The organism is Bradyrhizobium manausense (genome assembly GCF_018131105.1).
Classification (GTDB): Bacteria; Pseudomonadota; Alphaproteobacteria; order Rhizobiales; family Xanthobacteraceae; genus Bradyrhizobium; species Bradyrhizobium manausense_B.
Window position 1 is genome coordinate 568,642 of the sequence record NZ_JAFCJI010000001.1, and the last position, 22,541, is coordinate 591,182.

The following is a 22,541-nucleotide window of genomic DNA, read 5'->3' on the forward strand; positions in this document are numbered from 1 at the left end:
AAATGGGCTGTCCAATGACTGACGGTCCGGTGATGATTGTCGGTGCCGGCCATGGTGGCTACCAGGTCGCGGCATCCCTGCGGCAGGCGGGTTTTTCGGACCGCATCTGCCTGATCAACGACGAGGCGCATCTGCCCTATCAGCGGCCGCCGCTGTCCAAGGCCTACATCAAGGGCTCGGCCGGGCCCGAGAGCCTGATGTTCCGCCCCGAGAAGTTTTATCAGGACCAGACCATCGAGTTGATCGCCGGTCGGGCCGTCTCGATCGATCGCGCCGCGCGAAAAGTTCTGCTCGCCTCGGGCGAACAGCTTTCCTACGGCCACCTGATCCTGGCGACCGGCGCGCGCAACCGGCTGCTCGATCTGCCCAATGCCAACCTGCCCGACGTGAAATATCTGCGCATCCTCGACGAGAGCGAAGCGCTGCGAAAGCTCATTCCGTCGAAGACGCGCGTCGTGGTGATCGGCGCCGGCTTCATCGGTCTGGAATTCGCCGCCACCGCGCGGATCAAGGGCCTCGAGGTCGACGTGCTCGAACTGGCCCCGCGCGTGATGGCGCGCGCGGTGACGGCGGAGGTCTCGGATTATTTCCAGGCGCGGCATCGCGAGGCCGGCATCCGCATTCACCTCGGCGTGCAGGCAACCTCGATCGAGGCCGAGAACGGCAAGGTCACCGGCGTCTCCTTGAGCGACGGCCGGCATCTGCCGGCCGATCTCGTCGTGGTCGGCGTCGGCGTGCTGCCGAACATCGAGCTTGCGGCCGAGGCGGGACTGCCGGTCGCGGCCGGCATCATCGTCGACGAATATCTCTCAACCGCTGATCCGAACATTTCGGCGATCGGCGACTGCGCGCTGTTTGCAAGCCCGCGCTTCGGCGGCTCGCTGCGGCTGGAATCGGTGCAGAACGCCACCGATCACGCCCGTTGCCTCGCGGCGCGGCTGACCGGCGACAGGAAGCCTTACGACGGCCACCCCTGGTTCTGGAGCGACCAGGGCGACGACAAGCTCCAGATCGCGGGCCTCACCACCGGCTACGATCGTGTCGTGCTGCGTGGCGATCCCGCCAGGAAGGCTTTTTCGGCGTTCTGCTACCACGGCGACAGACTGCTCGGCATCGAATCGATCAACCGCGCCGGCGATCACATGTTCGGCCGCCGCTTGCAGGCGATGGACCGTTCGATCACGCCGGAGCAGGCCGCAGACGAGAGCTTTGACCTGAAGAGCGCGCTGGCCTGATCAGCCGGCGCTGATCACCGCCGCCACGTCCGCGGCCGTCGGCATCGATGGTCCGGCGCCCATCCGCTGCACGCTGATCGAGGCGGCGGCGTTGGCGAAGGTGAGGGCGGCGCGCAACGCGATCCCATCGGCCAGTTGCGAGGCGAGCGCGCCGACGAAGCAATCGCCGGCGCCTGTCGTGTCGACCGCTTTCACGGCGCGGCCGGGCACCGCAAATTCCTCGCGGCCGGCGAGCGCGAGCACGCCACGTTTTCCCAGCGTGACACAAATGGTCTGGTCCGCGCGCGCCTGAAGTTTTCGCGCGACGCCGATGATCTTTGCCGCTTCGTCGGTGTCCGAAAGCTCGACGCCTGCGAGAAAACCAAGCTCGGTCTCGTTCAGCACGAGGATGTCGACCAGCGCGAGCAACTCGGCGGACATCTTTTGCGCCGGTGCCGGATTCAGTACCGTCGTCGCCCCGGCGGACCGCGCCCGCTGGAAGAATGCGGCAATCGTCGGCAGCGGGATCTCGAACTGGCTGACCGCGACGTCGCCCTTCGTCAGCGGCGCATCCGCAACGTCGTCCGCACTGACCAGCGCATTGCTGCCGGGGATGACGACGATGGTGTTGTCGGACTCGGCGACGGTGATGATCGCGGTGCCGCTATGCGTGTCGGCCTCGCGGACGGAGCCGAGATCGATGCCCTGTGCGCCGAGGAATGTCCGCAGCTCCGCCCCGAACGCATCCTTGCCCAGCCGCCCAATCAGCGTGGTCTTCACGCCGAGCCGCGCCGCCGCGACCGCCTGGTTCGCGCCCTTGCCGCCCGGAAAATACAGCACCTCGCGGCCGGCAACGGTCTCGCCGACCTTCGGGTGGCGATCGGCAGTCGCCACCACATCCATGTTGATGCTGCCGGCGATGAAGACGCGCCCCATGACGATTCCTTGCGAAGCCTTAGACCCGGACTTCGAACTCGTGCCTGACTTTGGCGATGTCGACAAGCGTCGGCAGGCCGGCCTCGTTGCCGAGGCGCTGGATCTTGAAGGTCGAGGCGGCGCGCGCAAAGTCAAAATGCTCGCGCCAGCTTTTGCCGGGGTGTGCGAGGTAGGAGTAGACATAGGCGCCGTGGAAGACGTCGCCTGCGCCGTTGGTGTCGATCACGCGCTCGCGCGGGATCGGCATCGCCGGCATGATCTCGACCGCGCCCGTCTCGTTGTACCAGAGCAGGCCCTTCTCACCCATGGTGATGCCGCCGATCTTGCAACCGCGGCCCTTGAGGTAGTCGAGCATCTTCTCCGGCGTGAGGTCCATCTGTTCGCACAGGCGCTCGGCGACGATGGCGACGTCGATGAACTCCAGCAGCTCATGTGTGTTGGTGCGCAGGCCGCCGCCGTCGAGCGAGGTCAGGATGCCGGCCTCGCGGCAAACTTTTGCATAGTGGATCGCCGCATCGGGCTGATGGCCATCGATATGCAGGGCGCGACAGCCGCCGAGATTGAGCATCGGAAAGGGATGGATGTGCTCGTCGTCGCGGCAGCGGACGATGGCGCGCTTGCCGTCCTTGGGCATGATGAAGGAGAGGGAGGATTGGTTCACCTTGCGGCCATGAAGCGAGATCGCGTATTTCGCGCACATGTCCTGGAACATGCGGCCAAGCCAGTCATTGGCCGCGGTGGCGATCAGGTCCGGCACGATGCCGAGCTTGGCGCAGCAGAACGCCGCCGTGACCGCGTTGCCGCCGAAAGAGACCGCGTAGTCGGTTGCCACGTGCTTTTCGTCGCCGGTCGGCATGTGGTCGGTGATGAAGACGACGTCGATATAGGTCTGTCCGATAAAGAGAGCCTGCATTGCTTGTCCGTGATGCGCGTGGTGGTCCCGTCCGGCGAGGTTTACTCTAACACCGGTTCCGCTTCTCAGACGCTGAAATTATTCGCAAAACCGCCGCTGAAGCGCTTGAGGTCGCCATGTGGCCGGAATACGACCATGTCAGTCCCATGCCAAGCCCGGACATTTGCCGTGTTTCGGGCCATGGTTCCAGGTCGATCAAAAGGGGAAAGCATGATCACCGGCCTCGATCACATCGTTGTTCTGGTCAAGGATATCGGTGCAGCCAAGGCGGCCTATCAAACGCTGCTGGCCCGTGCGCCGGCCTGGCAGAATTCCGGCGAGGGCGCCGACCGCGTGCTGTTCACCCTCGACAACATGACCATCGAATTGATGGCGCCGGACGGCTTCAGCGTGACGGCGGACCGGATGCGCGCGCTGCTCGCCGATCAGGAGGGCATGCTCGCCAGCCTGTGTTTTCGTGTCGCTGACATCGGCAAGATGCAGCGGCGGCTGGACCGGGTGGCGCTGAAGCCCGATCCCGTTGCCGAAGTCGAGAGCCGCGACGATGCCACCGGTGCGACGCTGCACTGGAAGCGCACGCGGGCCGCCACCGAGCTGACACGGGGCGTGCGCATGTTCTTCCTCGAGCTTGCCGAGGAGCGTCCGAAGTCGGTTGCTTCAGACGTCGCGCCGATCGACGGCCTCGACCACGTCGTCATCACGACAGAGGATTCCGATCGGGCCGCCGCGCTCTACGGCGCGCGGCTCGGGCTCGATCTCGCGCTCGACCGCTCCCACCATGACTGGGGCCAGCTGATGTTCTTCCGCTGCGGCGATCTCATCGTCGAAGTGGTGCGCCGCCCCGTCGCGGGCGGCGATGTCAGGCATGACCGGCTATGGGGCCTGAGCTGGCGCGTCGCCGACATCGACGCCACACGGTCCCGCCTGCTCGCCGCCGGCCTCGATGTCACCGAAGTCCGCAACGGCCGCAAGCCGGGCACGCGGATCTTGACGGTACGCAACGGCACCTGCGGCATCCAGACCGTGCTGCTCGAGCGTTCGCCGAAACCGGTGGATTAGGGGACGTTCTCTCCTCCCGTCATTGCGAGCGCAGCGAAGCAATCCAGACTGTCGCCGCGGAAGCTGTCTGGATTGCTTCGTCGCTTCGCTCCTCGCAATGACGGCGAGGGCGTGGTACATGGCATACCGAGAGCATCCAGCGAGCACCCCGGTTTGGCGAAGGCAACGGCAAAGCGAACTCTGAAATGGCAGCGCGATCCCGAGGGGATGCGGCTGCGCATTCTCGAGGCTGCCAAGCAGGAGTTTTCCGCTCACGGGCTCGCCGGTGCGCGCGTCGACCGCATCGCGGCCAACGCGGGCGCCAACAAGCGCATGCTGTACTACCACGTCGGCAACAAGGACGACCTCTATCTCGCGGTGCTCGAGGGAGCCTATGACAAGATCCGCAGCGAGGAGCGGGGGCTCGATCTCGAACATCTCGATCCGCCCGAGGCAATCAAGCGGCTGATCGAGTTCACCTGGGGTTACTTCCTGCGCAATCCGGAATTCCTGTCGCTGCTCCAGACCGAGAACCTCGTGCGCGCAAAGCATCTCAAGCGCTCGACCAAGGTCAAGTCGATGCACTCGCCTTTCGTCGAGATGATCCGCACGGTGGTGAGGCGCGGCGTCGACAGCGGCGATTTCCAGGTCGCGGTCGATCCGGTGCAGCTCTACATCTCGATCGCGGGCCTCTGCTTCTTCTATCTCTCGAACTCGGCCACGCTCAGCGTCATCTTCGGCCGCGACCTGCTCGCCAAGGACGCCAAGGACGAGCGCCTCGCGCACATGGTCGGCTTGGTGCTCGCCGCGCTGACGGGGCAGTCCGCGGCGCTGTTCGAGATCGCCAAGGCGCCGAAGTCGCGCACTGGCGTGGTGCAGGCGGTTTAGCTCTCCAACTATCGCATTCGGCATGGCCAGGCTTGTCCCGGCCGTCCACGTGCGTCCGCGTGTGGGAGAGGCGTGGATCCGCGGGACATCTAGCGCGAAGACGCGTTTCGCGCTTCTGCCCGGGTATGACGGGGGTGGAACCGGCACAAAACGTCACAGGGAAACCGCTGGACAGTATTTATCCAACGGGTTAATTTCTCCCCGGAAACGAAAAGGTCGATCGGGAGTGAGGCGTGGCTGAGCTGAGGCCGCAAGGTGCGGTGTCCAAGATGCTGAATGCGGCCTGGGTGCGGCCGCTGTTGTTCCTTGTGTTCATCGTCATCGCCTGGGATCTCTCCATTCGGCTGTTCAAGATCCCCGCCTACCAGATCCCGGCGCCGGCCGATGTGCTCGCCGTGCTGCGCAATGATTGGCCGGAATTGCTGCGCCAGTCCTGGCCCACCACTTACGCGACCATCTGGGGCTTCGTACTTTCCGCGCTGTTCGGCATCCCCGTGGCGATGCTGATCGCGGGGTCGAAGACGGTGGAAAGCTACATCTATCCGCTGCTGGTGTTCTCGCAGTCGGTACCGAAGATCGCGATTGCTCCGCTGTTCGTGGTCTGGTTCGGCTTCGGCATCCTGCCCAAGGTGATCTCGGCCTTCTTGCTCGGCTTCTTCCCGGTGGTCGTTTCCGCCGTGCAGGGTTTCAAATCGGTCGATCCTGACATGGTCGATCTCGCCCGCGCCATGCAGGGCAGCCGCTTCCAGGTGTTTTGCGCGGTGAACCTGCCGCACGCGCTGCCGGCGATTTTCTCCGGTCTCAAGGTCTCGGTGACGCTCGCCGTGGTCGGCGCGGTCGTCGGCGAATTTGTCGGCTCCAATTCCGGCATCGGTTATGTGATGCAGCGCTCCATTGGCACGTTCGACCTGCCGACGATGTTCGCAGCGCTCGTCATCCTCGCGCTGCTCGGTGTCATCCTGTTCTGGGTCGTCGACCGGATCGAGAAGCTGGTCATTCCCTGGCATGTCAGCCAGCGTGAAGACGTGATTTTCGCCTCTTAACTCGAAGCAACGAACGGCCACCAACGGCCGAAACATAACGACAGGGAGAGTGACGATGAAGCGGTGGATTGGGGCTGCAGCAATGGCGCTGACGGCGTTTGTGGTTGCGCCGGCGCAGGCGGCCGACAAGGTCGTGCTGATGCTGAACTGGTACGTCTATGGCGAGCACGCGCCGTTCTATTATGGCAAGGCCAAGGGCATTTACGCGGCCGAGGGCATCGACCTCGAGATTCAGGAGGGCCGCGGCTCGGCCGCCACCACCCAGGCCGTCGCCGCCAAGACCGCTGACTTCGGCTATGTCGACGTGCCCACCATGATGCGCGCTGCGATCAAGGGTGCGCCCGTGATCGCGACCGGCGTGCTGCTCCAGACCAGCCCGATGTCCGCCATGGGCCTGGTCGAGAAGAACATCAGGAAGCCCGAGGACATCAAGGGCAAGACGGTCGCGATCACGCCGGCCGATTCGATGACGCAGATCTGGCCGCTGTTCCTGAAGAAGACCGGCCTGAAAGAGAGCGACTTCAAGACCGTCGCCGGTGACGGCCAGACCAAGCTCAACGCGGTCATCAACGGCCAGGCCGATCTCCTGCTCGGCTACGTCATGGACCAGTCGATGAAGATCAAGGACGCCACCGGCAAGGACGTCTATCCGATCAAGTTCGCCGACTACGGCATCAACATGGTTTCCTCGGGCATCATCGCCAACACGGACTATGTGAAGGCCAATGCCGACCTCGTCCGCCGTTTCATGTCGGCGACGACCAAGGCTGTCGAAGCCGCCGAGAAGGAGCCGAAGGCGGCCGCGCAATCGATCCTCGACGCCAACCCCAAGGGTGGCAAGATCGATACGCTGACGCAGGGCTTTGAGCTGACCATCCCGCTCTATCGGACCGCCGAGACCAAGAGCAAGCGGCCGTTCCAGGTCACCGATCAGAACATGACGGACAGCGTCAATCTGATGGTCGAGTATGGCGGCCTCGATGCCAAGGCCAAGGAGAACCCGAAGGCCTTCTACACCAACGATTACCTGCCGAAGAGTGGCTCGTGATTGCCTCCGTCATCGCGAGCGAAGCGAAGCAATCCGGGCTGTCTCTGCGGACGGACTCTGGATTGCTTCGTCGCTTCGCTCTTCGCAATGACGGCATCTAGCGACTGCGTTCAATTGGATCGAGCAGTATGAAGTCAGCGATAAAGCCAGCGGCGGACCAGCCCTCCGCTCACCTTCGCCTGGTGAGCGACCGGGCCGGTAACGACGCGTCAGGCATTCATTTGTCAGGCGTGTCGAAGACCTACCGGACGCGCGACGGCGATGTGCCGTCGCTGCGGCCGCTCGACTTCCACATCAATGAGGGCGAGTTCTTCGTCGTGGTCGGCCCGTCCGGCTGCGGCAAGTCCACGCTGCTCAAGCTGATCTCCGGCCTGCTGCCGCCGACTTCAGGCGAGGTGCTGGTCGAGGGCGAGAAGGTGACGAAGCCGCATGGCAATGTCGGCATCGTCTTCCAGAACGCGCTGCTGCTGCCCTGGCGCAACATCCTGTCGAATGTGATGTTGCCGATCGACATGAAGCGGCTGCCGCGGGACGAATACCTCGCCCGCGCCAAGGCGCTGTTGAAGACGGTCGGGCTCGAAGGGTTCGAGAAGAAGTTGCCCTGGCAGCTCTCCGGCGGCATGCAGCAGCGTGCTTCGATCTGTCGCGCGCTGGTGCACGATCCCAAGATCATGCTGATGGACGAGCCGTTCGGCGCACTCGATGCGCTGACGCGCGAGCGCATGAATGTCGAGCTGATGCGGATCCAGCGCGAGACCAGGAAGACGGTGCTGCTGATCACGCATTCGATTCCGGAAGCCGTGTTCCTCGCCGACCGCGTGCTCGTCATGACCGAGCGGCCCGGTGCCATCGCCGCGATCTACGATGTGCCGCTGCCGCGCCCGCGCTCGCTCGACGTGATGGCCGATCCTGTCTTCACCGAACTCGTGCAACGCATCCGCAAGCATTTCTTCTCGCAAGGGACGTTGGATTAGGGCGATGAAGGCTGCTCTCGTTCTCAGAGCGTCATGGCCGGGCTTGTCCCGGCCATCCACGCCTTGCTCCACGCGACTAAGAACGTGGATGCCCGGGACAAGCCCGGGCATGACGACCTTCATAGGACTGTGTCCGTGCGCCTGAAGCTGCGAGACATCGCTTTCTTCGAACGTCCCGTGCAGTTCGCGCGGCCGTTCCGCTTTGGCGCGATCACCATCAATGCGACACCGCAGCTGTTCGCGCGGGTGGAGATCGAGGTTGAGGGGAAGGGCACGTCAGTCGGCGCCAGCGCCGAGCTGCTGGTGCCGAAATGGTTCGACAAGCGGCCGGAACTGTCGCCGGCGCAGACGGTCGACGGCTTGCGTCGCTCGCTGGAGATTGCGCGCGGTCTTTATCTGGCGCGGACCGGGTATCTGACTGCATTCGATCTGCATGCCTCGTGCATTGGTGCCCAGATCGCGACTTGCGCGAAAAAGAACATTCCAGCGCTGGCTGCGGCTTACGGCCCCGCGGAGATCGACAAGGCAATCCTCGATGCGCTGCTCCGCGCTTTCGAGACGAATTTCTTTGACGGAATGGCCGGTAACATCGCGGGCATCGACGCGCGGCTTTCGCCTGACCTGAAGGAAGCAGATATCGCCGCGTTTCTCTCCGGGCGCAAGCCGCTGCCGCGCGTTGCGATCAGGCATACTGTCGGTCTCGACGACACTGTCGAAGGTGATGGCGGTGTTGCTGATGCGCGGGAGAATTCCGGCGCAAATTACTTCAAGCTGAAGCTGTCCGGTGATCCCGCGGCCGACGCAATGCGGCTGGGGCGCATCGGCAAGGAGCTTGATGCGCTGGGGCGCGACACCAAGGTAACGCTCGATGCCAACGAGCAATATGCCGATCTCACCGTGCTGCAGGCGCTGATCGATCGGCTCGATCGCGATCCCGCGCTGCGGTCGATCTCGTCAAGACTGCTCTATATCGAACAGCCGATGCCGCGCGATATCACCCGGCAATCGCCGCTCGGCTCGCTCGCGACGCGCGGCTTCATCATCGATGAGGCCGATGATACCTACGATGCCTTCCCGGCGGCGCGGACGCTCGGCTATCGCGGCATCTCCTCGAAATCCTGCAAGGGGCTCTACAAATCCGTGGTCAATGCCACGCGTGCGGCAAAATGGAGCGCGAACGGCGCGCGGTTCTTCGTGACCGGGGAAGACCTCACCTGCCAGGCAGGGCTCGCCGTGCAGCAGGACCTCGCGCTCGGCGCCTTCATCGGCGTCACCCACGCCGAGCGCAACGGTCATCACTATGTCGACGGCTTTGGCGAGACGCCGGCCGCCGAAGCGCAGGCCTTCGCGGCCGCGCATCCCGATCTCTACGCCGATGCCGGGCAGGGCATCCGTCTTTCCGTTCACAACGGCGATCTCCTGACGGGATCGCTGCACGTTGCGGGCTTTGCGACGTCGGTCCATCCGGACTGGTCGGCGCTCCGTCCGCTCGAACAGCCAAAATCACTTCAGGAGCAATTGGCATGACCACCCAACGCCTCGGCCTCATCATGAACGGCGTCACCGGCCGCATGGGTCTCAATCAGCATCTGATCCGCTCGATCGTCGCGATCCGCGAGCAGGGCGGCGTCCGTTTGAAGAACGGCGATCGCATCATGCCCGATCCGATCCTGGTCGGCCGCAGCGCCGAGAAGGTCGAGGCGCTCGCCAAGCGCTACAACATCACGCGCTGGACCACCGATCTCGATGCGGCGCTGGCCGACAAGAACGACACCATGTTCTTCGATGCCGCGACCACGCAGGCGCGGCCGGGTCTGCTGACCCAGGCGATCAATGCCGGCAAGCACGTCTATTGCGAGAAGCCGATCGCGACGAACTTTGAAGAGGCGCTCGAAGTCGTCAAGCTCGCCAACGCCAGGGGCGTCAAGCACGGCACGGTACAGGACAAGCTGTTCCTGCCCGGCCTGAAGAAGATCGCCTTCCTGCGCGATTCCGGCTTTTTCGGCCGCATCCTCTCGGTGCGCGGCGAGTTCGGCTATTGGGTGTTCGAAGGCGGCTGGCAGGAGGCGCAGCGGCCGTCCTGGAACTATCGCGACGAGGACGGCGGCGGCATCATCCTCGACATGGTCTGCCACTGGCGCTACGTGCTCGACAACCTCTTCGGCAACGTCCAGAGCGTGGTCTGCATCGGCAACACCGATATCCCCGAGCGCTTCGACGAACAGGGCAAGAAGTACAAGGCGACCGCGGATGATTCCGCCTATGCGACCTTCCAGCTCGAAGGCGGCGTCATCGCCCACATCAACATGTCCTGGGTCACGCGCGTCTATCGCGACGACCTCGTCACCTTCCAGGTCGACGGCACCCACGGCTCGGCGGTCGCAGGTCTCACCGACTGCATGATCCAGGCGCGGCAGGCCACGCCCCGTCCGGTCTGGAATCCCGACGAAAAGCGGCTGCACGATTTCTACGGCGACTGGCAAAAGCTGCCCGACAACGTCTCCTACGATAACGGCTTCAAGGAGCAGTGGGAAATGTTCATCCGCCACGTCTACGAGGATGCGCCCTACAAGTTCACCCTGCTCGAAGGCGTCAAGGGCGTGCAGCTTGCCGAATGTGCACTGAAGAGCTGGAAGGAGCGGCGCTGGATCGACGTCGCCCCGATCAAGGCGTGAGGCCTAGCGGTTAAACCCCGATGTCTACCAAACCGTCATTGCGAGCGAAGCGAAGCAATCCAGAATGCCTCCGCGGCAACAGTCTGGATTGCTTCGTCGCGGAGTTTATCATCCGGCCGGCCGAAGGCCGGACCGGGTGGCTCGTCGCAATGACGGGGAGAGGTCTAAAATCATGAACAAGCCCGTCCTTCCGATGTCGTCATTGTCGCTCAAGCTGCCGAAGGCCGATCGCTCGATCGAGACCTACCGGCTCGCGGCCTCGCGAACGTTCCCCGCAAAGCTCGAGGGACCGTTGAACCGCATCGCCTTTTCGGCCGTGCACACGGTGGTCGATCCCTTCGCGGACAACGATCCCTGGCTGTCGGCGGCCGTCGATTGGGACAAGACCATCGCCTTCCGCGAGCACGTCTGGGATCTCGGTCTCGGCGTTGCGGAGGCCATGGACACTGCGCAGCGCGGCATGGGGCTGGACTGGCCGACCTCGCTGGAGCTGATCACGCGTTCGGTCGGGGCCGCCAAGCGCCGCAATGCACTGGTGTTCTCCGGTGCCGGCACGGATCATCTCGCGGCCGAGGATGCCAAAAATCTCGACCACGTCATTCGCGCCTATGAAGAGCAGATCTCGGCGGTGGAGAAGGTCGGCGGCCGCATCATTTTGATGGCGTCGCGTGCGCTCGCCAAGCTCGGCCGCAATGCTGACGACTACGCCAAGGTCTACGACCGCGTGCTGTCGCAGGTTCGCGAGCCCGTGATCATCCACTGGCTCGGCGATATGTTCGACCCGGCGCTATCAGGCTATTGGGGCACCAGGGATCTCGACAAGGCGATGGACACCGCAGTCGCGATCATCAATGGCAACGCCGCCAAGGTCGACGGCGTCAAGGTCTCGCTGCTCGACAAGCAGCGCGAGATCGACATGCGTCGCCGTCTCGACAAGCGCATCAAGATGTATACCGGCGACGATTTCAATTACGCGGAGCTGATCGCCGGCGACAGCGAAGGCTTTTCGCACGCGCTGCTCGGCATTTTTGACGCGATCGCGCCCGCGGCATCCTACGCGCTGTCGCGGCTGGCGGCAGGCGACGAAGCCGGCTTCCACGACGTGCTGGGGCCGACGGTGCCGCTGTCGCGTCACATCTTCAAGGCACCGACGCGCTTCTACAAGACCGGCGTCGTGTTCATGGCGTATCTCAACGGCCACCAGGATCACTTTACGATGGTCGGGGGACAAGAAAGCGCGCGCTCGATGCTGCATCTGGCCGAGCTGTTCCGGCTAGCCGATCAGGCAGGCCTGCTTGCCAATCCTGAACTGGCGACGCGACGCATGAAGACCGTGCTGACCTCGCACGGACTGGAAGACTGATGCGCGATTTCTCGTCCAACCACCGCTGGCTGTCGCTGAACACGGCGACAGTCCGCAAGCAAGGTGACCTCGTCCAAATCGTCGAGGCCTGCGCGAAGCACGGCATCCGTGCCATCGATCCCTGGCGCGACCAGGTCGCGACCGTCGGCCTCGATCGCGCGGCGCGCGCGGTGCGCGATGCCGGCCTCGAGCTGTCAGGCTATTGCCGCGGCGGCATGTTTACCTCGGACGCGTCGCGTCGGGATGAGGTGCGCGACGATAACAGGCGCTGCGTCGATGAAGCCAAGGCATTGGGCGCGCCCTGCATCGTGCTCGTCGTCGGCGGCCTGCCGCAATATTCGCGGCCGGGCAGTGAGGCGTCGAAGGACATCGCGGGCGCGCGGACGCAGGTCGAGGAAGCTCTCGCCGACATGCTCGACTATGCCAGGCAGGCGAAGTTGCCGTTGGCGATCGAGCCGTTGCACCCGGCCTACGCGGCCGACCGTGCCTGCGTGAACACGACAAAGCAGGCGCTCGACATCTGCGACCGGCTCGACCCTGGTCGTACCGGCATGCTCGGCGTCGCGCTCGACGTCTATCACATCTGGTGGGACCCGGATCTGATGGGCCAGATCGCGCGTGCCGGCAAGGATCGTCTGTTGGCTTTCCACGTCTGCGATTGGCTGGTGCCGACCAGGGACATCCTCAACGACCGGGGCATGATGGGCGACGGCGTCATCGACATCAAATCCGCGCGCGCGGCCGTCGAGGCGCAGGGCTTTTCCGGCTATTCCGAGATCGAGATTTTCTCGAACGATTGGTGGAGCAAGCCGATGGACGAGGTGCTGCGCACCTGCATCGGGCGTCACCGGACGGTCGTTTAGGCATCCGGCCGGGTGATTGCGCGTTCAGCGTTGATTTGCCCGGCAGGTCAAATGGTTCGGCGGATACGCCGGCCATCCTCAGCCGACCCCTGTTCTACTGTGCATGGGGTTGTTTTCGACTTTTTGGATTCAGGAGTCCTGCCTGCGATGCTCGATCTCGAGCGTGACCAGGCGCGCCAGCAATGTCGCCGGATAGAGCTGGCCGAAAATCGCTTCCATGTTGCACAGGCTCCGCGCAACGGGGTGCAGCGGCGCGACGTCGCCATAGCCGGTCGTGGTCATCGTCGCGAAGCTGAAATAGATGACGTCGCTCGCGAGCCTCGGACTGTCCGTCACCTTCATGCTGACAAAGGCGTCCTGATCGAGCGAGCCGATGAAGACGTAAAGCGCGGAGAAGATCACCGCGACCGTCAGATACAGCAGCACGGCACCGATGACGCGATGATAGGTCACGCGTCCCGGCGCGAAGGTCTGGCGCGCCACCGCCCAGGCCATCGTCGTTCCCACGATGAACCATGAGCCGGCAAACAGGTTGAGGTCGAGGATCGATGGCGATCTGATCCGCAGGATTGCGCCGACGGTGATCATGCCGAGTGCAACCAGCATGGCGCCGACCGCGACCGGGCTGCCAGAGATCACGAAGATGCCGCAGACCAGCAGCAGCGCCAGCACGAGCTCGGACACCTGGAACGCAAACAGCCCCAGCGCCTGCAATGGCGAGATCACGAACATCATGATCATCAGCAGCACTGTCAGCACCGTGAGGGCCGGATCGGCCCAGCGTTCGCGCAATTGATCGTTGGTCATGACGCCTCAGCCGATCGAGCAGGGGACGCTCAGGAAGCCGCGGAACCGAACGCGGCCGCCGCGCACGGGCTGACCGCTCACGGCGTAGCCCGGGAAGCGCGCCAGGAAGCGTGAGATCGCGATCGCGCCCTCGAGCCGCGCCAGCGCCATGCCGGCGCATTGATGCGCACCGGTGGCAAAGGCGAGGTGCCGGTTCGGCGTGCGCGCGACGTCGAAGCGTTCGGGGTCGGGAAACTGGGCGGGGTCGCGGTTGGCAGCTCCAATGCACAGCGTCACCGACGTGCCGGCTTCGAGCATGACGCCGCCGAGCTCGACCGTCTCGGTCGTCATGCGGTTGCCGAGCTGATTCGAGCTTTCGTAACGAAGGATCTCCTCGACGGCAGTCTTGATCATGTCGGGGTTGCCGATCAGCCGCTGCTTCTGATCCGGATTGCGATGTAACGCGACGAGGCCGTTGCCGATCAGATTGGTGGTGGTCTCGTGGCCCGCATTGAGCAGGAAGATGCAGTTGTGCAGCAGCTCCTTCTCGGTCAGCCGCTCGCCGTTCTCCTCGCCCTGGATCAGCCGTGTCAGCACGTCGCGATCAGGGCTGCCCGGCTTCTGGCGCCGGCGCGCCACCAGCGTTGCGAGATAGGCGAGGAAATCCGTCACGGCCTTGTTGCCGCGGGCGGCGACCTCGGGCGACACGACCGGCTCGAGCGCGCCAAGGATTGCCAGCGACCAGTCGCGCAGCGGCGCGCGTTCCTCATGGGGGACATCGAGCAAATTGCCGATCACCTCGATCGGAATCGAGGCGGCGAAATCCTCTATCAGCTCGCAACTCCCCCTGGCCGCGATGGCGTCGAGCAGGCCGTCGACCAGCTTGACGATGTCTCCTTCCATGCCCGCGATCGCCCGCGGCGACAGTGCGCCCATGATCAGCCGCCGCACACGGGTGTGCGCGGGTGGATCGTTGAACACGAGGCTGGTGGTGTGGTGCTCGTAGAGCGGCGTGTCGCCGTATTTCGGCGCGAACTCGCGCTTCTTGTCCGAGCTGAACGATTTTGTGTTCTTGTAGGTCGTGACGAGGTCGTCGTAGCGCGTCAGGAACACGGTGCCGCTCGCAAGCCGCTTGACCGGCTCGTTCTCCCGCAGTGCACGATAAGTCGGGTAGGGATCGTCGTAGAATCCGCTGGTCAGCTTCGCCAGATCGAAACTGGCCGCCAATTCTTTCGCATCTGCGTTCATCGCCATACTCACCTGATGACACCGATATGCCGTTTTCGCTCTTTCGAGCTTTGCGGGTCACCGTCTACAGTCATGCCGTGATTTGCAAGCCGACCGGACAGGAAAATGCAGGCGCGCACTGACGCTTCCGATACGGCCCCGAAGTGGCCCGACGATATTTTCGCGACCTTGCAACGCTTCGACGTCCGGCAGGTGCCTTACGTGCCCGATGCCGGCCATTCGAAGCTGATCCAGCGCGTGCTGACTTCATCGACGATGCGCGGCATTCCGCTGACGACGGAGGAGGAGGGTGTGGCGCTGCTTGCCGGCGCCTGGACCGGCGGCCAGCGCGGCGTGCTGCTGATGCAGTCGAGCGGCGTCGGCAATTGCATCAACATGCTGTCGCTGATCCCGATCCTGCGCTTTCCGTTCCTCACCCTCGTGACCATGCGCGGCGAGTGGGGCGAGTTCAATCCGTGGCAGGTGCCGATGGGCTCGACCACGCAGGGCGTGTTCGAGCTCTCCGGCATCAAGGTGCTGCGCGCCTCGAACGCAGCCGAGGTGCCGGCGGTGTTGGAGGCGGCTGCGGCGCAGGCCTACAACGCGCTCACGCCTACCGCCGTCCTGCTGTCGCAGCGCCTGATCGGCGCCAAGGTTTTCACCAAATGAGCAAGGCCAATCTCCTCGACCGCCGCCAGGTGGTCTCCGCGCTGCTTGCTGATCGCAAGGACGTGGTTGCGATCGGAGGCCTCGGTGCCTCCACCAACGACATCACCGCCGCGGGCGATCACGCCCGCAACTTCTATCTCTGGGGTGGCATGGGTGGCGCCGCGATGATCGGCCTGGGCCTGGCGATCGCGCAGCCGAAACTGCCGGTGCTTGTCATCACCGGCGACGGCGAGATGCTGATGGGCATGGGCAGCCTGGCCACCATCGGCCTGCAGAAGCCGTCCAACCTCTCGATCGTCGTGCTGGATAACGAGGCTTATGGCGAGACAGGCGGCCAGACCAGCCACACCTCGGCTGCCGCCGACTTGGTGGGCGTTGCCAGAGCCTGCGGCATCGCCGACAGCCGGGCGATCTCGACCATGGCCGAGGTGGAAGGCTTCGCCAAAGCCGTCCACCACCTCTCGGCGGGGCCCCGGTTTGCCAATGTGAAAATCGACAGCGCCAACGTCGAGCGGATCCTCCCGAGCCGGGACGGCACCTACATCGTCAACCGGATCCGCGGCGACCTCGGTTTCCAGCCGATCTGACGCCGGCCTCCGATCTGGCTCCCTGACGGGGCGGCGTCCTCCCGCAGCGGTACCCTGTGACCAATTTCCAACGGTTTCTCACGCACTTAGGTTGCGATGCAGCATTCTGCTTGACTTTGGCGTGGGTGAGTGCTTACTCACTAGCATGAGCTCATTGCGTATGACGAGCGACCTGAGGCGTCAATTGATCCTCGGAGCCGCGAAACGCTGCTTTGCCCGACACGGCTACAACGGCACCACGACGAAGAGCGTGGCGGCCGCTGCTGCCATTTCCGAGGCGCTGCTATTCAAGCATTTCCCGTCCAAGGCGGCGCTCTATGCCGAAATCCTCAGCGACGAATGCGAGGCGGACCCGGCGCTCACCGAGCTGCTCGAGCGGGAGCCGTCGACAGCCACCCTGGTCGAGTTGATCCGTGGCATGGTCCAGCATTTCCTGCTGATCGCCGACGGCCCCGACCAGGAAGAGGCGCAGCGTCTGCGACTGATGGCCACTAGTCATCTGGATGATGGCGAATTCGCTCGTTTGCTATATGCCAAGATCGAGACGCTGATCGGAGCGGTCTTCGTCGCCTCGCTCGAGCGCGCGGTCGCCGCCGGCGATGCGCGGGCTTGTGGCAGTGAGCCGCTCAATCTGTTCTGGTTTGCGCATCATACGGTGATGACCGCTGCGCTGACCAGACTGCCCTCCGTGCCCTGTCTCGCCTATGGCAGGGCGAACGATCTGGAGCGGCAGCTCTGTGAGTTTCTCCTGAGGGGTATCGGACTTAACGACGCCGCAATTGCTTCGCATCTGGGCCACGATCAGGCCGCCTGTGCGGGCAAAACGGCGATTGCAGAAAGCGCATGACAATGAACATCGTAGCCGAAAACAAGATTTCGGGCGAACCGATCGACAGCAAGGCTCCCAAGCGTCCGGTCCGGCCGGTGCTCTGGTTCATCATCATCGGCACGCTCCTCGGCGCGCTGGTCGGTGGTCTCGTCTGGTTCAACTATTTCCGTGGCCAGATGATCAAGCAGTTCTTCGCCAACAACAAGCCGCCGCCGACGGCAGTCAGCGTGGCGGAAGCGAAGTCCGAAGTGGTACCGAACCTGCTGACCGCGGTCGGCAGCCTCGTCGCCGTGCACCAGGTCGACGTCAGCGCCGACGTCAACGGTCGCGTCACCGAGATCAAGTTCGAGCCGGGCGCCCATGTCGAGGCCGGCATGCCGCTGGTGCAGCTGTTCGACGCGCCGGACCAGGGTGACCTCGCCAACTACAAGGCGCAGGCAACGGTCGCGCAGCTGTCGCTCGATCGCGCCAAGCAACTGGCCTCGCGCCAATTCGGTCCGCAGGCGACCGTGGATTCCGCGCAGGCCGCCTATGATCAGGCAATGGCCGGCATCGCCAAGACCGAAGCGCTGATTTCGCAGAAGCTGGTGCGCGCCCCGTTCGCCGGCGATCTCGGTGTCCGCAAGGTTGAGGTTGGCCAATATCTCACCGCCGGCACGGCCATCGTCTCGCTGACGGATCTGTCCGAGCTGTGGGCCAACTTCACCGTGACAGAAAAGGACTCTGGCAACCTCAAGGTCGGGCAGCAAGTCCGGCTGAAGGTCGACGCCTATCCGGGCCGCACCTTCGACGGCAAGATCACCACGATCGAGCCGCAGATTGCCGCTGACACCCGCAACATTCGCGTGCAGGCAACGATTGCCAACCCGGAGAAGATCCTGAAGCCGGGCATGTTCGTGACCACCACGGTGGTACTGCCGGACAAGCCGGCCGTGATCACCGTTCCGGAGACGGCGGTTGATTACACGCTGTACGGCGACTCGGTGTTCTTGATCACCGAGAAGAAGGGCGAAGACGGCAAGACCAGCCTGAGTGCGGTTCGCACCTTCGTGCAGACCGGCAACCGGGTCGACGGTCGCGCTGAAATCCTCAAGGGCCTGAAGGTGGGCGACAAGGTCGTCGCCGTCGGCCAGCTCAAGCTGCAATCGGGCGCTGCGGTCGCGATTTCGACCGACCCGGCTCCGCCGATCCCGGCCCAGCCGCCGCGTTACTGACAATACACTCACGTGATCCGGCATGGCCGGGTCACGTCTCGTGAGACAAAGAAATCGAGATCGCCGCGATGCGCTTTACTGATATTTTCATCAAACGCCCGGTCCTGTCGGTCGTTGTCAGCCTGCTGATCCTGCTGATCGGCCTGCGCGCGGCGATGGTGCTGCCGATCCGGCAATATCCGAAGCTGTCGAACACGGTCATCAACATCACCACCGTCTATCCCGGCGCATCCGCGGATCTGATCCAGGGCTTCATCACGACGCCGATCGAGCAAGCGGTCGCTTCCGCCGAAGGTGTCGACTACATGACCTCGTCCTCGGTGCTCGGCACATCGACGATCCAGGTCTACATCAAGCTGAACTTCGATCCGAACCAGGCGCTCACCGAGGTGCTGGCCAAGACGAATTCGGTCAAATACCTGATCCCGAAGGAATCCAACGATCCGATCGTCACCAAGACGACGGGCCAGACCACGGCCGTGATGTATCTCGGCTTCTCCTCCGACGAACTGTCGGGCTCGGCGATCTCGGACTATCTGACACGCGTGGTGCAACCGGTGCTGTCGACCGTCGATGGCGTGGCCTCCGCCGACATCCTGGGCGCCCAGAACTTTGCGATGCGGCTGTGGCTTGATCCCGTGAAGATGGCCGGCCGCAATGTCTCGCCGGCCGACGTCGCATCGGCAATCGCCGCCAACAACTTCCAGTCCGCGGCAGGCCAGACCAAGGGCTATCTGATCGTCTCGAACGTCTCGACGAATACGGGCCTGACCGACGTCAACCAGTTCAGAAAGATGATCGTCAAGGCGAAGGACGGCGGTTTCGTGCGGATGGAGGACATCGCAACCGTCGAACTTGCAGCCCAGAGCACCGACGCGAGCGTCGCCTTCAACGGCGAGCACGCGATCTTCATCGGCGTGCAGGCCACCCCGCAGGGCAACCCGCTGACGCTGGTCAAGGGCGTGCGCGCGCTGTTCCCCGAGCTTGAGCGCAACCTGCCGCCGTCGATGAAGATGAAGGTCGCCTACGATTCGACCAAGTTCATTCAGTCCTCGATCGACGAGGTCGAGAAGACGCTGGGCGAAGCTATCATCATCGTGATCGTGGTGATCTTCCTGTTCCTGGCCTCGTTCCGCTCCGTCATCATTCCGGTCGTCACGATTCCGCTGTCGATGATCGGCGTTTGTACATTGATGCTGGCGCTGGGCTTCAGCTTCAATCTCTTGACCCTGCTCGCGATGGTGCTCGCAATCGGCCTCGTGGTCGACGATGCCATCGTCGTGGTGGAGAACATCCATCGCCATCTGGAAGAAGGGAAGACGCCGGTTCAGGCCTCGCTGGAGGGCGCGCGCGAAATCGTCGGTCCCGTCGTCTCGATGACGATCACGCTCGCGGCCGTGTACGCACCGATCGGCTTCCTCGGCGGCCTCACCGGTTCGCTGTTCCGCGAATTCGCCTTCACGCTCGCGGGCTCGGTGATCGTCTCCGGCATCATTGCTCTGACGCTTTCGCCTATGATGTGCTCGGTGCTGCTCAAGAACACTGAAGAGGGCCGTTTCGCCAAGCTCGTCAACAAGGTGTTCGGCGCGCTGACGCGCTGGTACGGGCGCAGGCTCGACCGCTCGCTCGACTACAAGGCGATCACGGGCCTGTTCGCCGTGACGATCCTCGGGCTCGTCGGCTTCCTCTACATGCACACCTCGAAAGAGCTGGCGCCGGAGGAAGACCAGGGTATCGTGTTCGCGGTGACCAAGGCGCCGAAATACGCCAACATCGACTATGTCGATTTCTACGGTGAGAAGCTCGACAAGGAATTCCAGAAGTTCCCCGAGACCGATCTGCGCTTCGTGCTGAACGGCATCAACGGTCCGCAGGGCGGCATCGCCGGCATGCTGCTCAAGCCGTGGGATGAGCGCAAGCGCTCGTCGATCGCATTGAAGCCGCTGGTCCAGGCCGAACTTTCCAAGATCGAGGGCGTGCAGGCGTTTGCATTCAACCTGCCGCCGCTGCCGGGTGGGCCGGGCGGTCTGCCGGTGCAGATGGTCATTAGCTCCACCGCGGGCTTTCAGACCGTCTTTGAGCAGATGGAGAAGCTGAAGGACGCCGCGCGCAAGAGTGGCATGTTCATCGTCTCTGACAGCGACCTTGCCTATAACCAGCCGAACGTCGAGGTCACGATCGATCGTACCAAGGCCCAAGATCTCGGCGTCAACATGCAGAACCTCGGCTCTACCCTCGCGATTTTGCTCGGCGGCAACTACATCAACCGCTTCAATCTCCAGGGCCGTTCGTATCAAGTGATTCCGCAGGTGCCGCGAGGCCAGCGCCTCTCGCCGGAATCGCTCGGCGGCTATTATGTCGCGACCAACACCGGACAGCAGCTCCCGCTGTCGACCGTGGTCTCGATCAAGACCAAGACCGACCCGAACTCGCTGACGCACTACAATCAGCTCAACTCGGCGACGTTCTCGGCCGTGCCGATGCCCGGCGTGACCGTCGGTGCCGCGGTGGACTTCCTCGAGGGCGAAGCCAAGAAAATGCCGCAGGGCTTCAGCCACGACTATCTCGCCGATAGCCGGCAATATGTTCAGGAAGGCAACCAGCTCGCGATCACCTTCGGCTTCGCGCTGATCATCATTTTCCTGGTGCTGGCGGCGCAGTTCGAGAGTCTTCGCGATCCGCTGGTCATCATGATCTCGGTGCCGATGGCAATCGTCGGCGCGCTGATCCCGCTGTTCTTCGGCGTCGCGACCATGAACATCTACACCCAGGTCGGCCTGCTGACCCTGGTCGGGCTGATCACCAAGCATGGCATCCTGATGGTGGAGTTCGCCAACGAGCTCCAGATCAACGAACGGCTCGACCGGCGTTCAGCCATCGAGATGTCGGCCCGCATCCGGTTGCGGCCGATCCTGATGACGACGGCTGCGATGGTCACCGGCCTGATCCCGCTGCTGACTGCAACGGGTGCCGGTGCGGCCAGCCGCTTCTCGATCGGCCTCGTGGTCGTTGCCGGCATGTCGATTGGCACGCTGTTCACCCTGTTCGTGCTGCCGGCCGTCTATGTCGTGCTGGCGACCGACCATCGCGCGGCAGCCGATTCCGAGCGGAACAAGCAGGTGAACGAACTCGATCTCGACACCAAGGCGCTACGGACGACCTGATCAAGTCCCGATTTGCGTGCGAAGCGGCAACAGCCATCGCTGTTGCCGCTTTTTTTTGTCGCGCGAGATCCCGTATGATGACGGCCGAAGCGCCGATACGTTTGGGCAGGTCGTCGGATGAAGAGACGTGAATTTCTGGCCGTGCTTGGCGGGGCGGCACTGGCGCGCCCCGGCATGGCGTCGGCCGATGCGCCTGGTCGCATCTATCGCGTCGCCACGGTGACGCCGATCGCGCCGGTGACGGCGGAGAGCCGGGGCGGCAAGATTTTGCTCAAGGTGCTCGAGGAACGTGGTTTCAAGCTCGGCCAGAACCTGGCCTTCGAAGCGCGAGGCGCGCTCGGAGACGTCACGATGCTGCCCGCGCTGATCGCGGAGCTGAAGGCAAAAAGTGTCGATGTCATCGTGATCATCGGCTACCCGACGGCGATGGCCGCTAAGGCGGCCGGCATCCCCACGGTAGCGGCCAGCGGTGTCGGCGACCCCGTCGAAACCAGGCTGATCGAGAGCTTGGCCCATCCAGGCGGCAAGATCACCGGCATTTCGGATGTCGCAGCCACGCTCAGCGCCAAGCGGCTGTCGCTCCTCAAGGAGGTGTCACCGAGGCTGACCAAGGTTGCGATGCTCTGGAACAAGGACGACCTTGGCATGACCATGCGCTATCAGGCGTCCGCGAAGGCGGCCCAGGCGCTTGGACTGACAGTGCAGGCATTGGGCGTGCGCGAACCTGACGATTTCGACGAAGCCTTTTCAGTGATGAACGGCGATTTGCCCGACGGCATCCTGATGGTGGCGGACGCGCTGACCATTCTCAATCGCGAGCGCGTGTTCGAGTTCGCGGCCGTCCGAAGGTTGCCGGCGATGTACGAATTCGACGAATTCGCCCGCGATGGCGGTCTGATGTCCTACGGCGCGGACTCCGGGGAATCCTTCGAACGGGCGGCCGCGCTGGTTGCACGCATCCTCAACGGAGCGAATCCCGGCGACCTGCCATTCGAGCTGCCGACCCGCTACCCCCTGGTGATCAACCTCAAGACGGCCAAGGCAACCGGACTTGAAATTCCGCCGACGATGCTGGCACTTGCCGACGAGGTGATCGAGTAACCTTGTGCG

The 22,541-nt window shown here is 63.7% G+C and carries 20 protein-coding genes; 16 read left to right on the forward strand and 4 right to left on the reverse strand.

Going from position 1 to position 22,541, the window contains the following annotated elements:
• Positions 1–14 precede the first annotated feature (14 nt).
• Positions 15–1,235: an NAD(P)/FAD-dependent oxidoreductase gene (locus JQ631_RS02685; protein ID WP_212323754.1), complete on the forward strand. Its 1,221-nt coding sequence runs from the start codon at positions 15–17 to the stop codon at positions 1,233–1,235.
• Here the strand turns inward: JQ631_RS02685 and rbsK are convergent, their stop codons facing one another.
• On the reverse strand, positions 1,236–2,150 hold the full coding sequence (gene rbsK / locus JQ631_RS02690) for a ribokinase (RefSeq protein ID WP_212323756.1): 915 nt from the start codon (positions 2,148–2,150) through the stop codon (positions 1,236–1,238). It abuts the gene before it with no gap.
• A 19-nt stretch (positions 2,151–2,169) separates the two neighbouring features.
• Positions 2,170–3,063 (reverse strand): sugar kinase, encoded by an 894-nt coding sequence (locus tag JQ631_RS02695; protein WP_212323759.1) that lies wholly within the window; start codon positions 3,061–3,063, stop codon positions 2,170–2,172.
• A 210-nt stretch (positions 3,064–3,273) separates the two neighbouring features.
• On the opposite strand from JQ631_RS02695, the gene JQ631_RS02700 reads away from it, so the two are divergent.
• The 9 genes from JQ631_RS02700 (at position 3,274) to JQ631_RS02740 (ending at position 12,955) form a co-directional block, all read left to right on the forward strand.
• Positions 3,274–4,122, forward strand: a complete 849-nt coding sequence (locus JQ631_RS02700) for a VOC family protein (protein WP_212323766.1) — start codon at positions 3,274–3,276, stop codon at positions 4,120–4,122.
• Between the two features lie 207 nt (positions 4,123–4,329).
• Positions 4,330–4,989: a TetR/AcrR family transcriptional regulator gene (locus JQ631_RS02705; protein WP_349644997.1), complete on the forward strand. Its 660-nt coding sequence runs from the start codon at positions 4,330–4,332 to the stop codon at positions 4,987–4,989.
• Between the two features lie 233 nt (positions 4,990–5,222).
• Entirely contained in the window at positions 5,223–6,032 is an 810-nt protein-coding gene (locus tag JQ631_RS02710) for an ABC transporter permease (RefSeq protein WP_212323770.1), read from the forward strand.
• Positions 6,033–6,087: 55 nt separating this feature from the next.
• Positions 6,088–7,080 carry an ABC transporter substrate-binding protein gene (locus tag JQ631_RS02715; protein WP_212323774.1) on the forward strand — a complete coding sequence of 331 codons (993 nt, stop codon included), beginning with the start codon at positions 6,088–6,090 and terminating at the stop codon, positions 7,078–7,080.
• 128 nt (positions 7,081–7,208) lie between these two features.
• Positions 7,209–8,054, forward strand: coding sequence for an ABC transporter ATP-binding protein (locus JQ631_RS02720; RefSeq protein WP_212323776.1), 846 nt, complete (start codon positions 7,209–7,211; stop codon positions 8,052–8,054).
• A 129-nt stretch (positions 8,055–8,183) separates the two neighbouring features.
• A complete protein-coding gene (locus JQ631_RS02725; RefSeq protein ID WP_212323777.1) occupies positions 8,184–9,581 on the forward strand; it encodes an enolase-like domain-containing protein in 1,398 nt (465 codons plus the stop codon).
• Positions 9,578–10,729, forward strand: coding sequence for a Gfo/Idh/MocA family protein (locus JQ631_RS02730; RefSeq protein ID WP_212323778.1), 1,152 nt, complete (start codon positions 9,578–9,580; stop codon positions 10,727–10,729). Before JQ631_RS02725 ends, JQ631_RS02730 begins: the two co-directional genes overlap by 4 nt.
• Before the next feature lie 172 nt (positions 10,730–10,901).
• The gene (locus JQ631_RS02735; protein ID WP_212323779.1) at positions 10,902–12,092 is read left to right on the forward strand and encodes a dihydrodipicolinate synthase family protein; all 1,191 of its coding nucleotides are present in this window, start codon (positions 10,902–10,904) and stop codon (positions 12,090–12,092) included.
• On the forward strand, positions 12,092–12,955 hold the full coding sequence (locus JQ631_RS02740; RefSeq protein ID WP_212323780.1) for a sugar phosphate isomerase/epimerase family protein: 864 nt from the start codon (positions 12,092–12,094) through the stop codon (positions 12,953–12,955). Before JQ631_RS02735 ends, JQ631_RS02740 begins: the two co-directional genes overlap by 1 nt.
• A gap of 129 nt (positions 12,956–13,084) precedes the next feature.
• On the opposite strand, the gene JQ631_RS02745 is transcribed toward JQ631_RS02740, so the two are convergent.
• Together JQ631_RS02745 and JQ631_RS02750 are read right to left on the reverse strand one after the other, a co-directional pair.
• On the reverse strand, positions 13,085–13,762 hold the full coding sequence (locus tag JQ631_RS02745) for a potassium channel family protein (RefSeq protein ID WP_212323781.1): 678 nt from the start codon (positions 13,760–13,762) through the stop codon (positions 13,085–13,087).
• A gap of 6 nt (positions 13,763–13,768) precedes the next feature.
• The gene (locus JQ631_RS02750; protein ID WP_212323782.1) at positions 13,769–14,989 is read right to left on the reverse strand and encodes a cytochrome P450; all 1,221 of its coding nucleotides are present in this window, start codon (positions 14,987–14,989) and stop codon (positions 13,769–13,771) included.
• A gap of 105 nt (positions 14,990–15,094) precedes the next feature.
• On the opposite strand from JQ631_RS02750, the gene JQ631_RS02755 reads away from it, so the two are divergent.
• From JQ631_RS02755 to JQ631_RS02780, 6 genes are all read left to right on the forward strand, one after another.
• Positions 15,095–15,637, forward strand: coding sequence for a phosphonopyruvate decarboxylase (locus tag JQ631_RS02755; RefSeq protein WP_212323783.1), 543 nt, complete (start codon positions 15,095–15,097; stop codon positions 15,635–15,637).
• Complete coding sequence (locus JQ631_RS02760) at positions 15,634–16,224, forward strand: thiamine pyrophosphate-dependent enzyme (protein ID WP_212323784.1); 591 nt, start codon at positions 15,634–15,636, stop codon at positions 16,222–16,224. Before JQ631_RS02755 ends, JQ631_RS02760 begins: the two co-directional genes overlap by 4 nt.
• A 160-nt stretch (positions 16,225–16,384) precedes the next feature.
• Positions 16,385–17,071, forward strand: a complete 687-nt coding sequence (locus JQ631_RS02765; RefSeq protein ID WP_212323785.1) for a TetR/AcrR family transcriptional regulator — start codon at positions 16,385–16,387, stop codon at positions 17,069–17,071.
• Between the two features lie 2 nt (positions 17,072–17,073).
• A complete protein-coding gene (locus JQ631_RS02770) occupies positions 17,074–18,267 on the forward strand; it encodes an efflux RND transporter periplasmic adaptor subunit (RefSeq protein WP_212328467.1) in 1,194 nt (397 codons plus the stop codon).
• A 68-nt stretch (positions 18,268–18,335) separates the two neighbouring features.
• Positions 18,336–21,431, forward strand: a complete 3,096-nt coding sequence (locus JQ631_RS02775) for a MexW/MexI family multidrug efflux RND transporter permease subunit (RefSeq protein ID WP_212323787.1) — start codon at positions 18,336–18,338, stop codon at positions 21,429–21,431.
• 117 nt (positions 21,432–21,548) lie between these two features.
• Positions 21,549–22,532 (forward strand): ABC transporter substrate-binding protein, encoded by a 984-nt coding sequence (locus JQ631_RS02780; RefSeq protein ID WP_212323794.1) that lies wholly within the window; start codon positions 21,549–21,551, stop codon positions 22,530–22,532.
• Positions 22,533–22,541: the final 9 nt, after the last annotated feature.

Coding starts and splice junctions, on each gene's coding strand:
- JQ631_RS02685 (WP_212323754.1), top strand. CDS start 15: ATGACTGACGGTCCGGTGATGATTGTCGGTGCCGGCCATGGTGGCTAC.
- rbsK (WP_212323756.1), bottom strand. CDS start 2,150: ATGGGGCGCGTCTTCATCGCCGGCAGCATCAACATGGATGTGGTGGCG.
- JQ631_RS02695 (WP_212323759.1), bottom strand. CDS start 3,063: ATGCAGGCTCTCTTTATCGGACAGACCTATATCGACGTCGTCTTCATC.
- JQ631_RS02700 (WP_212323766.1), top strand. CDS start 3,274: ATGATCACCGGCCTCGATCACATCGTTGTTCTGGTCAAGGATATCGGT.
- JQ631_RS02705 (WP_349644997.1), top strand. CDS start 4,330: ATGCGGCTGCGCATTCTCGAGGCTGCCAAGCAGGAGTTTTCCGCTCAC.
- JQ631_RS02715 (WP_212323774.1), top strand. CDS start 6,088: ATGAAGCGGTGGATTGGGGCTGCAGCAATGGCGCTGACGGCGTTTGTG.
- JQ631_RS02720 (WP_212323776.1), top strand. CDS start 7,209: ATGAAGTCAGCGATAAAGCCAGCGGCGGACCAGCCCTCCGCTCACCTT.
- JQ631_RS02730 (WP_212323778.1), top strand. CDS start 9,578: ATGACCACCCAACGCCTCGGCCTCATCATGAACGGCGTCACCGGCCGC.
- JQ631_RS02735 (WP_212323779.1), top strand. CDS start 10,902: ATGAACAAGCCCGTCCTTCCGATGTCGTCATTGTCGCTCAAGCTGCCG.
- JQ631_RS02740 (WP_212323780.1), top strand. CDS start 12,092: ATGCGCGATTTCTCGTCCAACCACCGCTGGCTGTCGCTGAACACGGCG.
- JQ631_RS02745 (WP_212323781.1), bottom strand. CDS start 13,762: ATGACCAACGATCAATTGCGCGAACGCTGGGCCGATCCGGCCCTCACG.
- JQ631_RS02750 (WP_212323782.1), bottom strand. CDS start 14,989: ATGAACGCAGATGCGAAAGAATTGGCGGCCAGTTTCGATCTGGCGAAG.
- JQ631_RS02755 (WP_212323783.1), top strand. CDS start 15,095: ATGCAGGCGCGCACTGACGCTTCCGATACGGCCCCGAAGTGGCCCGAC.
- JQ631_RS02760 (WP_212323784.1), top strand. CDS start 15,634: ATGAGCAAGGCCAATCTCCTCGACCGCCGCCAGGTGGTCTCCGCGCTG.
- JQ631_RS02765 (WP_212323785.1), top strand. CDS start 16,385: ATGACGAGCGACCTGAGGCGTCAATTGATCCTCGGAGCCGCGAAACGC.
- JQ631_RS02770 (WP_212328467.1), top strand. CDS start 17,074: ATGAACATCGTAGCCGAAAACAAGATTTCGGGCGAACCGATCGACAGC.
- JQ631_RS02775 (WP_212323787.1), top strand. CDS start 18,336: ATGCGCTTTACTGATATTTTCATCAAACGCCCGGTCCTGTCGGTCGTT.
- JQ631_RS02780 (WP_212323794.1), top strand. CDS start 21,549: ATGAAGAGACGTGAATTTCTGGCCGTGCTTGGCGGGGCGGCACTGGCG.